Source organism: Sodalis glossinidius str. 'morsitans' (assembly GCF_000010085.1).
Taxonomy (GTDB): Bacteria; Pseudomonadota; Gammaproteobacteria; order Enterobacterales; family Enterobacteriaceae; genus Sodalis; species Sodalis glossinidius.
This window is the reverse complement of record NC_007712.1, coordinates 1352263-1367441: the sequence shown is the minus strand read 5'-3', so window position 1 is coordinate 1367441 and position 15179 is coordinate 1352263. Positions and strand designations below refer to the sequence as shown.

15 protein-coding genes and 2 pseudogenes are annotated in these 15179 nt (G+C 57.6%); 16 read left to right on the top strand and 1 reads right to left on the bottom strand.

Annotation, left to right across the window (positions count from 1 at the left end):
• Window positions 1-146 precede the first annotated feature (146 nt).
• From SGP1_RS07115 to SGP1_RS07075, 10 genes and pseudogenes are all read left to right on the top strand, one after another.
• Window positions 147-1241, top strand: coding sequence for a PhoH family protein (locus SGP1_RS07115; RefSeq protein WP_011410673.1), 1095 nt, complete (start codon window positions 147-149; stop codon window positions 1239-1241).
• Window positions 1238-1708 (top strand): rRNA maturation RNase YbeY, encoded by a 471-nt coding sequence (gene ybeY, locus SGP1_RS07110; protein ID WP_011410672.1) that lies wholly within the window; start codon window positions 1238-1240, stop codon window positions 1706-1708. Before SGP1_RS07115 ends, ybeY begins: the two co-directional genes overlap by 4 nt.
• A gap of 41 nt (window positions 1709-1749) precedes the next feature.
• Window positions 1750-2628 carry a CNNM family magnesium/cobalt transport protein CorC gene (gene corC, locus SGP1_RS07105; protein ID WP_011410671.1) on the top strand — a complete coding sequence of 293 codons (879 nt, stop codon included), beginning with the start codon at window positions 1750-1752 and terminating at the stop codon, window positions 2626-2628.
• A gap of 7 nt (window positions 2629-2635) precedes the next feature.
• A complete protein-coding gene (gene lnt / locus SGP1_RS07100; RefSeq protein ID WP_011410670.1) occupies window positions 2636-4165 on the top strand; it encodes an apolipoprotein N-acyltransferase in 1530 nt (509 codons plus the stop codon).
• A gap of 9 nt (window positions 4166-4174) precedes the next feature.
• Window positions 4175-4390: a hypothetical protein gene (locus SGP1_RS32950; RefSeq protein ID WP_243466333.1), complete on the top strand. Its 216-nt coding sequence runs from the start codon at window positions 4175-4177 to the stop codon at window positions 4388-4390.
• A complete protein-coding gene (locus tag SGP1_RS07095; RefSeq protein WP_243466194.1) occupies window positions 4318-4755 on the top strand; it encodes a pyridoxamine 5'-phosphate oxidase family protein in 438 nt (145 codons plus the stop codon). Before SGP1_RS32950 ends, SGP1_RS07095 begins: the two co-directional genes overlap by 73 nt.
• Window positions 4756-5471: 716 nt before the next feature.
• Entirely contained in the window at window positions 5472-6368 is an 897-nt protein-coding gene (locus SGP1_RS07090; protein ID WP_011410669.1) for an amino acid ABC transporter substrate-binding protein, read from the top strand.
• 155 nt (window positions 6369-6523) lie between these two features.
• Window positions 6524-7262, top strand: a pseudogene (locus tag SGP1_RS07085) (amino acid ABC transporter permease).
• Window positions 7262-7747 (top strand): annotated as a pseudogene (locus SGP1_RS07080) (ABC transporter permease subunit). The pseudogenes SGP1_RS07085 and SGP1_RS07080 overlap by 1 nt, the downstream one beginning before the upstream one ends.
• The gene (locus SGP1_RS07075; protein ID WP_011410668.1) at window positions 7744-8469 is read left to right on the top strand and encodes an amino acid ABC transporter ATP-binding protein; all 726 of its coding nucleotides are present in this window, start codon (window positions 7744-7746) and stop codon (window positions 8467-8469) included. The pseudogene SGP1_RS07080 and the gene SGP1_RS07075 overlap by 4 nt, the downstream one beginning before the upstream one ends.
• 82 nt (window positions 8470-8551) lie before the next feature.
• Here the strand turns inward: SGP1_RS07075 and SGP1_RS07070 are convergent, their stop codons facing one another.
• Window positions 8552-9031, bottom strand: a complete 480-nt coding sequence (locus tag SGP1_RS07070) for a zinc ribbon-containing protein (protein ID WP_011410667.1) — start codon at window positions 9029-9031, stop codon at window positions 8552-8554.
• Between the two features lie 269 nt (window positions 9032-9300).
• Between SGP1_RS07070 and leuS the strand changes: the two genes are divergently transcribed.
• The 6 genes from leuS (at window position 9301) to rlmH (ending at window position 15149) form a co-directional block, all read left to right on the top strand.
• A complete protein-coding gene (gene leuS / locus SGP1_RS07065; RefSeq protein ID WP_011410666.1) occupies window positions 9301-11883 on the top strand; it encodes a leucine--tRNA ligase in 2583 nt (860 codons plus the stop codon).
• A gap of 14 nt (window positions 11884-11897) precedes the next feature.
• The gene (lptE, locus tag SGP1_RS07060) at window positions 11898-12476 is read left to right on the top strand and encodes an LPS assembly lipoprotein LptE (protein WP_011410665.1); all 579 of its coding nucleotides are present in this window, start codon (window positions 11898-11900) and stop codon (window positions 12474-12476) included.
• A gap of 34 nt (window positions 12477-12510) precedes the next feature.
• A complete protein-coding gene (gene holA / locus SGP1_RS07055) occupies window positions 12511-13542 on the top strand; it encodes a DNA polymerase III subunit delta (RefSeq protein WP_011410664.1) in 1032 nt (343 codons plus the stop codon).
• Window positions 13535-14188: a nicotinate-nucleotide adenylyltransferase gene (nadD, locus tag SGP1_RS07050; RefSeq protein ID WP_041866741.1), complete on the top strand. Its 654-nt coding sequence runs from the start codon at window positions 13535-13537 to the stop codon at window positions 14186-14188. Before holA ends, nadD begins: the two co-directional genes overlap by 8 nt.
• 181 nt (window positions 14189-14369) lie before the next feature.
• Window positions 14370-14675, top strand: coding sequence for a ribosome silencing factor (rsfS, locus tag SGP1_RS07045; RefSeq protein WP_041867430.1), 306 nt, complete (start codon window positions 14370-14372; stop codon window positions 14673-14675).
• 3 nt (window positions 14676-14678) lie between these two features.
• Window positions 14679-15149, top strand: a complete 471-nt coding sequence (rlmH, locus tag SGP1_RS07040; protein WP_011410661.1) for a 23S rRNA (pseudouridine(1915)-N(3))-methyltransferase RlmH — start codon at window positions 14679-14681, stop codon at window positions 15147-15149.
• The last annotated feature ends 30 nt before the right edge of the window (window positions 15150-15179 follow it).

Genomic DNA, 15179 nt, shown 5'->3' with positions numbered 1-15179 from the left:
GTGCCCCAATATACATATAATGGTCTTTGCCCTTGACGCGTGGGTGGGGATGCTTCATTTATTAATCTTGGGCCTTCGCTGCCGGCCCTGCCGGCGCACGACCTGGGGTTCACCTTGCAAAAGCTTGAGAGGCCGAGAGGAAAGATTTGAACGTCGAAACCAAAGAAATCATGCTGGAACCCGCAGACAACAACCGTCTGTTGAGCCTCTGTGGGCCGTTTGATGACAATATCAAGCAACTTGAGCGCCGGTTGGGCATTGAGATCAATCGGCGTGACAATACCTTCAAGCTGGTGGGTAAATCGTTGTGCGTTGACGCCGCCGCGTCGATCCTCACCTCGCTGTACGTCGACACGGCTCCTCTGCGCGGCGTTATCGCCGATATCGAGCCGGAACAAATCCATCTGGCCATCAAACAGAGCCGGGTGCTGGAGCAAACGGCGGAGAGCGTGCCCGATTATGGCCGCGCGGTGAATATACAAACCAAACGTGGCATCATCAAACCGCGCACGCCCAATCAGGCGCAATACATCGCCCACATTCTCGATCATGACATCACCTTCGGCGTCGGCCCGGCCGGGACCGGCAAAACCTATCTGGCGGTGGCGGCTGCGGTAGACGCGCTGGAGCGCCAGGAAATTCGCCGTATTCTTTTGACCCGCCCGGCGGTGGAAGCAGGCGAGAAACTGGGTTTTCTGCCCGGCGATCTCAGCCAGAAGGTCGACCCTTATCTGCGCCCGCTTTACGACGCCCTCTTTGAAATGCTGGGCTTTGAGCGGGTGGAAAAACTGATTGAGCGCAATGTCATTGAGGTCGCGCCGCTGGCCTATATGCGCGGACGAACCCTGAACGATGCATTCATTATTCTTGACGAAAGTCAGAACACCACCATCGAACAGATGAAGATGTTCCTGACCCGCATCGGTTTCAATTCCAAAGCGGTCATCACCGGTGACGTCACTCAAATAGACCTGCCGCGCAATCAGAAATCAGGGTTGCGTCACGCGGTGGAAGTGCTGGAGGAAGTGGAAGAAATCAGTTTCAATTTCTTCCATAGCGAAGACGTGGTACGCCACCCGGTAGTGGCGCGAATTGTCAATGCCTATGAAGCCTGGGAAACCGCCGATCAAAAACGCAAAGAACAACTCGCCGCCGAGCGCAAACACGAGGCCTTGGCACAGAACAACGGCGCCGCTCTGGCCGGCCACGGTTCGTCATCCTCCAGGGAGTCTGATGCATGAGCGACGTGATACTTGACCTGCAGCTGGCCTGCGATGAAGCGCGTGGTTTGCCCGCCGAGGCGGATTTCCTGCGCTGGCTGCAGGGCGTGCTGCCGCTGTTTCGCGACTGCGCGGAGGTGACCGTTCGCCTGGTGGACGAAGCGGAAAGCCATGAACTTAATATGACCTACCGCGGCAAAGATCGGCCCACCAATGTGCTTTCCTTTCCCTTTGAGGCGCCACCGGAAGTGGAACTGCCGCTACTGGGGGATTTGGTAATCTGCCATCAGGTAGTGGAGCGCGAAGCGCAGCAGCAGGAGAAGGCGCTGGAAGCCCATTGGGCGCATATGGTTGTTCACGGTTCACTGCATCTGTTAGGGTATGATCATATACAGGATGAGGAAGCCCTGGAGATGGAATCGCTGGAAACCGAGATTATGCAAAAGCTCGGTTACCCGGATCCGTATCTTGCGGAAAAAGAGGCGTAATGCCCCCCATAATCATTAGAGAGTGAAACTGACTAAACGCTATGAGCGACGACCATTCGCAGAGCAACGATAGCCCCAGTCCCAAGAAGGGCTTTTTTACCCTGATGCTAAATCAGCTGTTTCACGGCGAACCGAAAAACCGTGACGATCTTCTCGAACTTATCAGGGATTCCGAACAGAACGAGCTTATCGACCCCGATACCCGCGATATGCTGGAAGGCGTCATGGACATCGCCGAACAGCGGGTACGGGATATCATGATCCCCCGCTCGCAGATCATCACGCTGATGAAAAACCAATCGCTACAGGAGTGCCTCGACGTCATCGTCGAATCGGCCCATTCCCGCTTCCCGGTTATCAGCGAAGATAAGGATCATGTTGAAGGGATTCTGCTGGCCAAGGACCTGTTGCCGTTCATGCTCAGCCACGACGAACCCTTCAGCATCGAGAAGATTCTGCGTCCGGCGGTCGTGGTGCCGGAAAGCAAGCGGGTCGACCGTATGCTGAAGGAGTTTCGCTCCCAGCGCTACCATATGGCCATCGTCATCGATGAATTCGGCAGCGTGTCCGGTCTGGTGACCATTGAAGATATCCTGGAGCTTATCGTCGGCGAAATCGAAGATGAGTACGACGATGAAGAAGATCAGGATATTCGCCAGTTGAACCGCCACACCTTCACCGTTCGCGCCCTGACGCCCATTGAAGATTTCAACGAGGTCTTCAATACACACTTCAGCGATGAGGAAGTGGATACCATCGGCGGCCTAGTCATGCAGGCCTTTGGCCATTTGCCGGCGCGCGGCGAGGCCATCGATATCGACGGCTACAATTTCAAAGTGGCGATGGCCGACAGCAGACGCATTATTCAGGTACACGTCAAAATCCCTGAGAACTCACCGCAACCCATCATGGAAGATTAATTCCCCCATGGCCATCGCCTCACTGTTTGCACGCCAGCGGCTCCGCGCGTTGCTGGCGCTCGTTACCGGCGCCTGCGGTACCCTGGCATTTTCCCCCTACGATTTCTGGCCTGCGGCTATGGTTTCGCTGGGCGGCCTGCTGGCGGTCACCCTCAACCGCAGCGCCCGGCAAGCCGGCTGGCTGGGCTTTCTCTGGGGATTCGGCCTGTTCGGCACCGGCGTCAATTGGGTCTATGTCAGCATCGCGCAGTTCGGCGGCCTGCCCGGCCCGGTCAATGTGGCGCTGGTGGTGGTGCTCGCCACCTATCTGGCGCTTTATCCCCTGCTGTTTGCCGCCCTGCTGGCGCGGCTGTGGCCGCGTACCAGCCTATGGCGGTTGGCGCTCGGCGCGCCGGTGCTGTGGTCGATCACCGAATTTTTACGCGGTTGGGTACTGACCGGCTTTCCCTGGCTGGAATTCGGCTACAGCCAGATAGACGGCCCGTTAAAAGGCATTGCGCCGCTGTTCGGTGTACAGGCGATCACGTTCATACTGGTGATGATAAGCGGGCTGGCGGTCTATGCGCTGGCGCAGCGGCGAACGTTGCCGGCTGTCGCCGCGTTGGCGCTGCTGCTGCCCTGGCCGCTGCGTTCGCTGCATTGGTATCAGCCTCAGCCGGAGCGGGCCATTAACGTCGCGCTGGTGCAAGGCAACATTGCCCAGTCGATGAAATGGGAGGCGAGCCAGGTGGTGCCGACGCTGGATATTTACCTGCAGCGTACCCTGCCGGCTCTTGGCAAGGCGCAGATGGTTATCTGGCCGGAATCGGCTATACCCGACGATGAGATTGCCCAAAACGCCTTCCTGACCCGTCTTGATGAACAGCTACGCCAGGGACATACCCGGTTGATCACCGGCATCATCGACGCGCGGCCTACCCCACAAGGCTACGATTACTACAACAGCATTATCGTATTGGGCGAATCCACACCCTACCGGTATCCCTCCAAGGATCGCTACAACAAGCATCATCTGGTGCCCTTTGGCGAGACCGTGCCGTTGGCAAGTCTGCTGCGGCCGCTGGCGCCGCTGTTCAATCTGCCGATGTCATCGCTCAGTCAGGGACGTTATTTGCAGCCACAGCTGCGGGTGGCCGGTATGAAGCTCACCGCCACCGTCTGCTATGAGATTATCCTGGGCGGTCAGGTGCGGGATAATTTCCGCCCCGATACCGACTTCCTGCTGACAGTGTCAAACGATGCCTGGTTCGGGCATTCCATTGGCCCGTGGCAGCACTTCCAGATGGCGCGTATGCGTTCGCTGGAGCTGGGGCGGCCGCTGCTGCGCAGCACCAATAACGGTATCACCGCGGTCATCGACGCCGACGGAACGCCGCAGGCGCAATTGCCGCAATTTACCCGCGACGTGCTCAACGTTCGCGTGACCCCGACGCAGGGAATGACACCCTACGCCCGTGCCGGCTCCTGGCCGCTATGGATTGTTACGCTGCTGGCCGGATTTACCGCGCTGGTTTTTGATCGCCGCCGAGGCGCCTGAGGAAATGGCATGCTGCTTGATGAACGCTATGTGCTGAAGGACAGCGCGCAATTGCGCGACTATTACGCGGCCCCCCATCCTGGCGTGCTGCATAAACAAATCGACCATGTGGATGACTATGCGCGCCGGCTTATTGCTCGTCGCCGTTTATCGTGCTCGGCACGCAGGGTCCCCGCGGGTTCGACTGTTCACCGAAGGGTGGCGAACCTGGCTTTGTGCAGGTAGAGAACACCAAGACGCTGCTGCTGCCGGATCGCGGCAGCAATAATCGCCTGGACGGGTTGACCAATCTGCTGCATAACCCCGCTGTCGGGCTGTTGTTTTTGATCCCCGACTGGTCTGAGTGTTTCCGGTTGAATTATCAGGCGCAGATTTCCGTGGATCCGGCGCTGTGCGCTCGCTTTGCCCAAAACGGCGTGCCCGCGAAGAGCGTGCTGGTTATCCGGGTTGATGAAGCGTTTATTCACTGCGGCCGCGCGATCGATTTCGCCGGACTGTGGGAAAGTAACAAACGGTTGGATGCGGCGCAGTTGCCGAAGGCGCTGGATATTTTCAAAGCGCATGTCGCTCTGCATAAAGCGGCGCAATAGCGAAAACCACCGGGGACACGCGGCGAGGCCCGCGTGCCTTCGCAGCTGCGCCGGCTTGCGGGTTCGTCAAGCCTCCTTCAGCCCGCCGGCTGCGCCCCGTTACGCTGCCTCCGCCACACCGGATATGCATCGGCGTCCATTTGCCAGTCGCTGAATTCTCCTCATCTCCCCATCCCTCGTCCCCATAGCCCATAGCCCATAGCCCATAGCCCATAGCCCATTATCCATTCATCCTTTAGATCCATGGTCCCTTCGTCCCTCATTCCCTTGCTTTGTCAGCGCATGAATTGTCTTTGTCTCATAAGGGAGCTTTTTTTGCTCCTTCAGACTCTGCTGCGCTGCCTGCAGGATAGCGTTGATACTCGGTCGAGATGCTGCTTCATAGCGGGGCAACAGTTTCACCTGGCATGAATATTGCTGCCAATAATGTGTTGAGCATACCGAGGCGGCGTCACGTGACAAGGGCCAGCGTTCTGTTGCGGTGCAGGTCACGCACTGGAAATGAGCAGAACATCGTCGTGTGCCGCATTTTAGTGTGCAGCGGTTCTCAAAACTTCAACATTTTGGTGTTAGTTTATTTACATTAGGCTATTTTAACGGTAATTATATTGACAAATACGTCTCAAAAGTGGGTATTACTTCAGGCCAGCTTGCCGCCACAGTGCCGCCGGACGCTGATAGGTCTGATACCGTAATCACAGCAAAGGAGCAGGAAGATGCACATGCGCAAATTGGCGTTATCATTAGTGATGATCGGCATTGCCGCCAGTCAGGCTCATGCCGAAGAGTTAACGGGCACACTGAAAAAAATCAAAGACAATGGCGTCATCGTGGTAGGTCACCGCGAATCGTCTATTCCTTTCTCCTATTATGACAACCAGCAGAAAGTGGTAGGCTATTCGCAAGATTACTCCAACGCCATCGTTGACGCCGTGAAAAAGAAAATCGACGCGCCGAATCTGCAGGTTAAATATCTGCCCATTACGTCCTCCAATCGCATCCCGCTGCTGCAAAACGGAACCTATGATTTTGAATGCGGCTCCACCACCAACAATCTGGAACGTCAGAAACAGGTGGACTTCTCCGATACGCTGTTCATTATCGGCACCCGCCTGGCGGTGAAAAAAGGGGCGCTAATCAAAGACTTTAGCGATTTAGCCGGCAAAACTGTCGTCGTCACCGCCGGAACCACGTCGGAAGTGTTGCTCAACAAGCTCAACGATGAGAAGCAGATGAAAATGCGCATCATCAGCACCAAAGATCACGGCGACTCTTTCCGCACCCTGGAAAACGGCCGCGCGGTGGCCTTCATGATGGATGACGCGCTGTTGGCCGGCGAACACGCCAAATCGCGCAAACCTGATCAGTGGGATATTGTCGGTACGCCGCAGTCGAAAGAAGCCTATGGCTGCATGCTGCGCAAAGACGACGCCCAGTTCAAGACCCTGATGGATGACACTATCGCCCATATTCAAACGTCCGGCGAAGCGGAAAAATTGTACGACAAGTGGTTCAAACAACCCATCCCGCCGAAGAATCTGAACATGAACTTTGCCATGTCGGACGATATGCAAGCCCTGTTCAAATCCCCTAACGATAAAGCCGTAAACTAATAACGATAATAAGGGCGGGATTGCCCGCCCTCTTGATTGCTGACCAAAGGCCCGGACAGACAGACGCGCCAAGGCCGTTCCCCGAAGCGCGGGAATACGGGGCCATTCATCAATCTTCAGGGTAGCGTTTGCTACCCTTTTTTACCGGATTTTTTATGTCAAAAAATTGGAACTAGGGAATTTTTTTGAAGCTGCCATGTTCGGCAACACCACCTATTTGGGTTGGCTATGTTCAGGCTTTCAGGTCACCATCGCCGTGTCGTTCTGCGCCTGGATAATTGCTTTCGTCGTCGGTTCGCTGTTCGGTATTCTGCGCACCCTGCCTAACCGCTTTCTGGCGGAGATCAGGATCTATTATGTGGAGCTGTTCCGTAATATTCCACTGATAGTGCAGCCGTTTATCTGTATCTGGTGGTGCCGGAACTGCTGCCTGCCTCCATCGGCACCTGGTTCAAAGCCGAGCTGGATCCCACTATTCAGTTCTTCGTGTCCTCGATGCTATGCCTGGGGCTGTTCACCTCCGCGCGCCTTTGCGAGCAGGTGCGTTCCGGCATTCAGTCGCTGTCCAAGGGGCAATTAAACGCCGCACTTGCGATGGGGCTCACGCTGGGACAGGCCTATCGCTATGTTCTGCTGCCCCATGCCTATCGAATCATCGTCCCGCCGATGACCTCGGAAATGCTTGACCTGGTAAAAAACTCGTCGGTCGCCTCGACGATCGGTCTGGTGGAAATGGCGGCGCAGGCCAGCAAACTGCTGGATTATTCCGCCCACGCCTATGAGTCTTTTACCGCTATTACCCTGGGCTATCTGCTTATCAACGCCGTGATTATGCTGATAATGCATTTTGTCGAAAGAAAAGTGCGCCTGCCGGGCAATCTGGGGAACAAATAATGTACGAATTCGACTGGAGTTCTATTCTGCCCGGCTTGCCTTATATGTTACAGGGCATGGCCGTAATGCGTCTGTCGCCGTAAACCGATATCCGGCTCATTTCCGCCATGATCGCGTTTTCGCTGTTCGAGGCGGCCTATTATTCGGAAATCATTCGAGCCGGTATCGTCAGTATCGCTCGCGGTCAATCTTCCGCCGCACTGGCGCTGGGCATGACGCACTGGCAATCCATGCAATTGGTGATTCTGCCGCAGGCGTTTCGCGCGATGGTGCCGCTGCTGCTAACGCAGGGTATTGTGCTGTTTCAGGATACCTCGCTGGTTTACGTATTGAGTCTGGCCGATTTCTTCCGTACCGCTTCCTCTATCGGCGAGCGTGACGGTACGCAGGTGGAAATGGTGCTGTTCGCCGGTTTGGTTTATTTTGTCATCAGCCTGAGCACGTCGACGCTGGTGAACTATTTGAAAAAAAGGACGGTTAGATGATTTCCCTGAAAAATATTTCCAAGTGGTATGGTCACTTTCAGGTGCTGACCGACTGCTCAACCGAGGTCAATAAAGGCGAAGTGGTCGTGGTGTGCGGCCCTTCAGGCTCCTGTAAATCGACGCTTATCAAAACCGTTAACGGCCTGGAACCCATTCAGGAAGGAGAAATCCATGTCAACGGCATCAGCGTTAGCGACAAACGTACTAATCTGGCGCAGTTGCGCAGCAAGGTGGGCATGGTGTTCCAGCATTTTGAGCTATTTCCCCATCTGTCGATTATCGACAACTTGACTCTGGCGCAGGTGAAGGTTTTGAAACGCGACAAAGGGGCGGCGCGTACCAAAGGGCAAGCCCTGCTGGAGCGGGTGGGTCTGGCGGCGCACGCCAGCAAATTCCCGGGTCAGCTGTCCGGCAGCCAGCAGCAGAGCGTGGCGATCGCCCGGGCGCTGTGCATGGATCCGGTTGCAATGCTGTTCGACGAACCCACCTCCGCGCTGGATCCGGAAATGATAAACGAAGTGCTGGATGTCATGGTGGAACTGGCCCAGGAGGGGATGACAATGATGGTGGTCACCCATGAAATGGGCTTTGCGCGCAAAGTGGCCAACCGGGTCATTTTCATGGATGAGGGCCGCATTATCGAAGATACGCCGAAAGAGGCGTTTTTTGCCCATCCCCAGTCGGACCGCGCCCGCGATTTCCTGGCGAAAATCCTGCATTAATCGTCCCACCGCACGGCAGGGAGAATCTCTGCTCCCGCCCTGCCGCGCCTCTATTGTTGTCCCTGGTCTACCGCCGGCGCCCTTAACGGAACGGCTGACGATGAAATTCATCGAAGCTGCAATCCGGGCAAAGCGGCAAGGTTTCCGGGGTATAGAACGCCAGCGTATGATGACAGCGTTCGCACACCAGATTGCCCAGGCCGACTACTTCTCCGCTGTGGTAGACGCCTTGGTGGCTGACGTCCTTGAACACCTCTTTCCATTCCAACTGCGTCCTATCGGTAATATCCGCCAGCCGCTGCCATAAGCTCTCCTTAATCACCCGCAAAAACACGCTTTCGTCATCCTGCTCACGGCTTTCATCGTAACTGCGGGCAAACTCCTCCAGATCCCGGCGCACCGCGCGGGTCACGTTCTCCACCTCCAGGGGGGTAAGATCGCCGCTGGCCAGCAGGCTCCGGCGGGCATCCGCCTCAAGCGCGTCGATATCCCGTTCCCCTTGTTCCAGCCGCTGGGTCAGCGAAGTAAGCAATTGATGGTAATGTTGCGCGACATTGTCCATTATTTTCTCCTTGACCGGCGGTGCTGCCGGCTCGTTGTCATCGTCTTCATTATTTTAGTTCAAAACGGTCTGCGCGCCCGGTGTCACGCACCTCACGCGAGGGGGATTTGCCACGCTCGCCGCGAATATCGGCAGAAAAACGGCCCAGCCGGGCGCTGGGTGTTGTTGCCACTATCGCTTATCAGCTATGCTAGACGGATACTAGCATTATGCTTCATACGCTCCCTGCGCGAGCGTCGCCGTATTTCACTTAAGGACCACTGGCTGCCATGCAAGAGCTTTATCGCCCGGAAGAGATAGAATCCACCGTCCAGCAACACTGGCATGAAAACGATACGTTCAAGGTTACCGAAGACCCCTGCAAGGAAAAGTACTACTGCCTTTCCATGCTGCCCTATCCTTCCGGCCGCCTACACATGGGGCATGTCCGCAACTACACCATCGGCGATGTGATAGCCCGCTATCAGCGCATGCTAGGCAAAAACGTCCTGCAGCCTATCGGCTGGGATGCGTTCGGCCTGCCCGCCGAAGGGGCCGCGGTGAAAAATAACACCGCTCCGGCACCCTGGACCTACGCCAATATCGATTACATGAAAAACCAGCTTAAACTGCTGGGCTTCGGCTACGACTGGAGCCGTGAAGTCACCACCTGCCGCCCGGACTATTACCGCTGGGAGCAGTGGTTTTTCACCCGCCTGTATGAAAAGGGGCTGGTGTATAAAAAGACTTCCGCGGTCAACTGGTGCCCGCAGGATCAGACGGTGCTGGCCAATGAACAGGTCATCGACGGCTGCTGCTGGCGCTGTGACACCAAGGTCGAGCGCAAGGAAATACCGCAGTGGTTCGTGAAGATTACCGCCTACGCCGACCAGCTCTTGTACGATTTGGACAAGCTGGAGAGCTGGCCCGAGCAGGTGAAAACCATGCAACGCAACTGGATCGGCCGCTCAGAAGGGGTGGAAATTACGTTCCAGGTCGCAGACAGCGAAGAGACGCTGACGGTTTACACCACGCGCCCGGACACTTTTATGGGTACAACCTATGTCGCGGTAGCGGCGGGTCATCCGCTTTCGCTGCAGGCGGCGGCGTCCAATCCAGCCCTGGCCGATTTTATTCAGGAATGCCGCACCACCAAAGTGGCGGAAGCGGACATGGCCACGATGGAGAAAAAGGGCATGGCCACCGGCCTGCATGCGGTGCATCCGCTGACCGGCGAGATGCTGCCGGTCTGGGTCGCCAACTTTGTGCTGATGGATTACGGCACGGGTGCTGTCATGGCGGTGCCGGGGCATGACCAGCGCGATTTTGAGTTCGCCCGCAAATATGACTTGCCAGTGAAACCAGTTATCCGCAATGCCGACGGTAGCGAGCCGGATCTCAGCGCTCAGGCGATGACTGAAAAAGGCGTTCTGTTCAATTCCGGTGAATTTGATGGTCTGGACTTCCAGGCGGGCTTCAACGCCATCGCCGATGCGCTGGTGGCGCAGGGCGTCGGCGAGCGCAAGGTGAACTATCGCCTGCGCGATTGGGGGGTTTCCCGCCAGCGCTACTGGGGAGCGCCGATTCCGATGATGACGCTTGAAGACGGTACCGTCGTGCCGACACCGGAAGATCAGCTGCCGGTTGTCCTACCGGAAGACGTGGTGATGGACGGCATTTCCAGCCCGCTGAAAGCCGATCCGGACTGGGCGAAAACCACCTACAACGGCCAGCCCGCGCTGCGTGAAACCGATACCTTCGATACCTTCATGGAATCTTCCTGGTATTACGCGCGCTATACATGCCCGGATTATGACCGCGGCATGCTCGATCCGGCCGCCGCCAACTATTGGCTGCCGGTGGATCAGTACATCGGCGGCATTGAACATGCCATCATGCATCTCATGTATTTTCGTTTCTATCACAAGCTGCTGCGCGACGCGGGTCTGGTCACCTCCGACGAGCCGGCCAAGCGTTTGCTGTGCCAGGGGATGGTGCTGGCCGACGCCTTCTACTATCTGACCTCCAGCGGCGAGCGCGTCTGGGTGTCGCCGCTGGAGGTCAGCGTGGAACGGGATGAGAAAGGCCGCATCGTGAAATCGACCGATGCCAGCGGCCGCGAGCTGGTGTACGCCGGCATGAGTAAAATGTCGAAATCGAAAAATAACGGTATCGACCCGCAGGAAATGGTCGAGAAATACGGCGCCGACACGGTGCGCCTGTTTATGATGTTCGCCTCACCGGCGGAAATGACGCTCGAATGGCAGGAATCCGGTGTGGAAGGGGCCAACCGGTTCCTGAAGCGCGTTTGGAAACTGGCCTATGAGCATCCCCAGCAGGGTCCGGTGGGCGCACTGGATATCGACGCCCTGAACGACGAACAAAAGGCGCTGCGCCGCGAGGTGCATAAAACTATCGCCAAAGTCACCGACGATATCGGCCGCCGTCAGACGTTCAACACCGCCATCGCCGCCATTATGGAATTAATGAACAAGCTGGCACGCGCGCCGCAGCAGACCGGGCAGGATCGCGCTCTGCTGCAGGAGGCGCTGGTAGCGGTTGTACGGATGCTTTATCCTTTCACCCCGCATGCCTGCTTTACGCTCTGGCGGGCGCTGGGCGGCGAAGGGGACATCGATAATGCACCGTGGCCGGTCGCAGATGAGGCCGCTATGGTGGAAGACGCCAAGCTGGTGGTCATTCAGGTCAACGGCAAGCTGCGCGGCAGGATTACCGTGCCCGCAGATGCGGACGAAGCCCTGGTGTGTGAACGCGCCTCCCAGGAACATCTAGTGGCGAAACATCTTGAAGGGACCACGGTGCGCAAAGTGATTTATGTACCGGGTAAGCTGCTTAACCTGGTTGTGGGTTAACAGAAGGAGGCGTTGTGCGATATTGGACTTTAGCACTGGTACTGGGCCTGGCGGTGACGATCACCGCCGGCTGTGGTTATCACCTGCGCGGCACCACAGACCAGGTGCCGACCGAAATGAAAACCATGACCCTGAACAGTTATGATCCTTACGGGCCGCTCACCCGCGCCGTGCGGGCGGAACTACGTCTGAACGATGTGACGCTGGTTGACGACGCCCAGGACAAAAACAATACGCTGCCGTCGCTGCGTATTGTCAATTCCTCGGAAAATCAGGTCACCGCCTCGGTGTTTCAGGACGGTAAAACCGCCGAATACCAGATGACGCTGGGCGTACACGCGCAGGTCCTGATGCCCGGCGAAGATTACTATCCTATCGACGTCAAGGTTTATCGCTCGTTCTTCGATAACCCGCTAACGGCGCTGGCGAAGGATGCCGAAGGGGATATTATTCGCCAGGAGATGCGCCAGCAGGCCGCGCAGCAGCTGGTACGTAAGCTGCTGACAGTGCATGCCGCGGAAGAGGCGGATAAGGCGCTGGACGCAAAACTGAAACAGCAGCAGCCACCGCAGCCGGTGGCGCCGGCCTCCTGATGACCCTGTGTCTGGTGAAACGGCGGTCAGCGTCATGATTCGGCTGTATGCCGAACAGTTGGCTGCGCAATTACTGGAAGCACTGCGCCCATGTTATCTGCTGTTTGGCAACGATCCGCTGCTGCTACAGGAAAGCCAGGATCGCATTCGCGACCGGGCACAGGCGCAGCAATTCGACGAGCGTTTCAGCGTCACGCTGGACGCCGCCACCGATTGGGACGCGATTTTCAGTCTGTGCCAGGCGCGCAGTCTGTTCGCCAGTCGGCAAACGCTGCTGCTTGTCCTGCCGGACGGCGGCATCAACGCCGCCATGGCGGAAAAAATGCTCCAGCTGGCGTCGCTGTTGCATGACGACGTGCTCTTGATCCTACGCGGCAGCAAGCTGACCCGCGCCACGGAGAACGACTCCTGGTTCAAGGCACTGAGTCAAAACGCGGTGCTGGTGAGCTGCACCACGCCGGAGCAGGCGCAGCTGCCGCGCTGGGTGGCAAGACGTGCCGCGAGTATGAAGCTGACGCTGGATGATGCCGCCTGCCAGCTATTGTGTTATTGCTACGAGGGCAACCTGCTAGCGCTGGCCCAGGCGCTGGAACGATTGTCGCTGCTTTATCCTGACGGCAGTCTGACGCTGCCGCGGGTCGAAGCGGCGGTGAACGACGCCGCACACTTCACGCCGTTTCACTGGGTCGACGCCGCGTTGGCGGACAAAAGCAAACGCGCCGCGCATATTTTGCGTCAGTTGCGGCTGGAGGCCACGGAGCCGGTCATCCTGTTGCGCAGCATCCAGCGCGAAGTCCTGCTGCTGCTGACGCTCAAACGGCAAACGGCCGTCGCGCCGCTGCGTACCCTGTTCGACCGCCACAAGGTCTGGCAGAACCGCCGTTCGCTGCTGACGCAGGCCATAGGGCGGCTTACTCTGGCGCAGTTGCGCGATACGGTGGCACTGATGACGAAAATCGAACTGGCGCTCAAACAGGATTATGGCTACCCCGTATGGTCCGATCTGAACGCCCTGGCGTTATTGTTGTGCGGCAAATCGCTGCCCACGGCAATGTTTGATGTCTGAACGCGCGCTCACCGCCTTTTACGGAGGCACGTTCGACCCTATCCACTACGGCCACCTGCGGCCGGTCATCGCGCTGGCGCGCCTTGTCAACCTGCAGCGGGTGATCCTGCTGCCGAACAATGTCCCGCCGCACCGGCCGCAGCCGGTGGCGTCTGCGCAGCAGCGGCTGGCGATGGCGCGGCTGGCGATTGCCGAATTGCCCGATCCCATATTCACCCTTGATGAGCGCGAACTCCAGCGCCCGACGCCTTCTTATACGGTAGACACGTTTGAAGCGCTACGCCGCGAGTATGGCCCGGACTCGCCGCTGGCCTTCATTATCGGCCAGGATTCGCTGCTGACTCTGACGCAATGGCATCGCGGCCTGGAATTGCCGGCGTTATGCCATCTGCTGGTGTGCGCCCGGCCCGGTTATGACTACGGGCTGGCCGATGAGCGCGACAATCGCTGGCTCGCCCGCCGGCTGACCCGCGATCCGCAGGCGCTGCACCAGCAACCGGCGGGGCTTATCTATTGCGCGGCCACGCAGCAACTGGCCATTTCCGCCAGCGATATCCGCGCGCGCTATCGGGAAGGCCGCGCCTGCGACGGCCTGCTCCCTCCCTCGGTGCAAGGTTATATTGACGCACAGGGCTTATACCGTTAGTGCGCGCGCTATGCTATGCTATGCGCCTTATCTTCTCTTCTTCGCCGGCCTGGCCGGCGCTGTTAATCTCTGTTCATTCCGCGGTCAACCGGCGCCTGGCAGCTATCCCATTGACTAGCGTCACCCTGTTTCAGCGTGGCGCGTGCGAAGCATACCGGAGGGGGAACCTTTGCTTGATACCATGCTCAAAGATTTTGTTGTTGACAAGATAGACGATTTGAAAGGGCAGGACATTATTACCCTCGACGTGCGCGGCAAGTCGAGCATTACAGATTGCATGGTGATCTGCACCGGGACATCCAGCCGCCATGTCATGTCCATTGCCAACCATGTGGTACAGGCGTCGCGTGCCGCCGGCCTGATGCCGCTGGGCGTAGAGGGGGAAAACGCCGCCGACTGGATCGTGGTCGACCTGGGTGATGTGATTGTGCATGTGATGCAGGAAGAAAGCCGCCGTCTGTATGAGCTGGAAAAGCTCTGGAGCTGAGGGGTGAGACTGCAGCTTATCGCCATCGGCACCAAAATGCCGGACTGGGTGCAGACCGGGTTTAGCGACTATCTTAAGCGCTTTCCCAAAGATTTGCCCTTCGACCTGACGGAAATTGCGGCCGGTAAGCGCGGCAAAAACGCGGATATTGCACGTATCCTGGACAAGGAAGGCGAGCAGATGCTAGCAGCGGTAGCAAAAGGGAACCGCATTGTTACGCTGGACATCCCCGGCGCGCGCTGGGAAACACCGCGGCTGGCGCAGCAGCTCGAGCGCTGGAAACAAGACGGGCGCGATGTCAGTTTCCTTATCGGCGGGCCCGAGGGGCTGGCCCCTGCCTGCAAGGCAGGGGCCGAGCAAAGCTGGTCGCTGTCCCCGTTAACTTTACCGCATCCGCTGGTCCGGGTGCTGGTCGCGGAGAGCCTGTATCGTGCGTGGAGCATTACAACCAATCACCCTTATCACCGTGAGTAACGCGGCGACGATGATTAACGTGAACTAATT

Excerpts from the sequence above, each read along its gene's own strand:
- ybeY (WP_011410672.1), top strand. The coding sequence starts at position 1,238 with ATGAGCGACGTGATACTTGACCTGCAGCTGGCCTGCGATGAAGCGCGT.
- corC (WP_011410671.1), top strand. The coding sequence starts at position 1,750 with ATGAGCGACGACCATTCGCAGAGCAACGATAGCCCCAGTCCCAAGAAG.
- lnt (WP_011410670.1), top strand. The coding sequence starts at position 2,636 with ATGGCCATCGCCTCACTGTTTGCACGCCAGCGGCTCCGCGCGTTGCTG.
- SGP1_RS32950 (WP_243466333.1), top strand. The coding sequence starts at position 4,175 with ATGCTGCTTGATGAACGCTATGTGCTGAAGGACAGCGCGCAATTGCGC.
- SGP1_RS07090 (WP_011410669.1), top strand. The coding sequence starts at position 5,472 with ATGCACATGCGCAAATTGGCGTTATCATTAGTGATGATCGGCATTGCC.
- SGP1_RS07075 (WP_011410668.1), top strand. The coding sequence starts at position 7,744 with ATGATTTCCCTGAAAAATATTTCCAAGTGGTATGGTCACTTTCAGGTG.
- SGP1_RS07070 (WP_011410667.1), bottom strand. The coding sequence starts at position 9,031 with ATGGACAATGTCGCGCAACATTACCATCAATTGCTTACTTCGCTGACC.
- leuS (WP_011410666.1), top strand. The coding sequence starts at position 9,301 with ATGCAAGAGCTTTATCGCCCGGAAGAGATAGAATCCACCGTCCAGCAA.
- holA (WP_011410664.1), top strand. The coding sequence starts at position 12,511 with ATGATTCGGCTGTATGCCGAACAGTTGGCTGCGCAATTACTGGAAGCA.
- nadD (WP_041866741.1), top strand. The coding sequence starts at position 13,535 with ATGTCTGAACGCGCGCTCACCGCCTTTTACGGAGGCACGTTCGACCCT.
- rsfS (WP_041867430.1), top strand. The coding sequence starts at position 14,370 with ATGCTCAAAGATTTTGTTGTTGACAAGATAGACGATTTGAAAGGGCAG.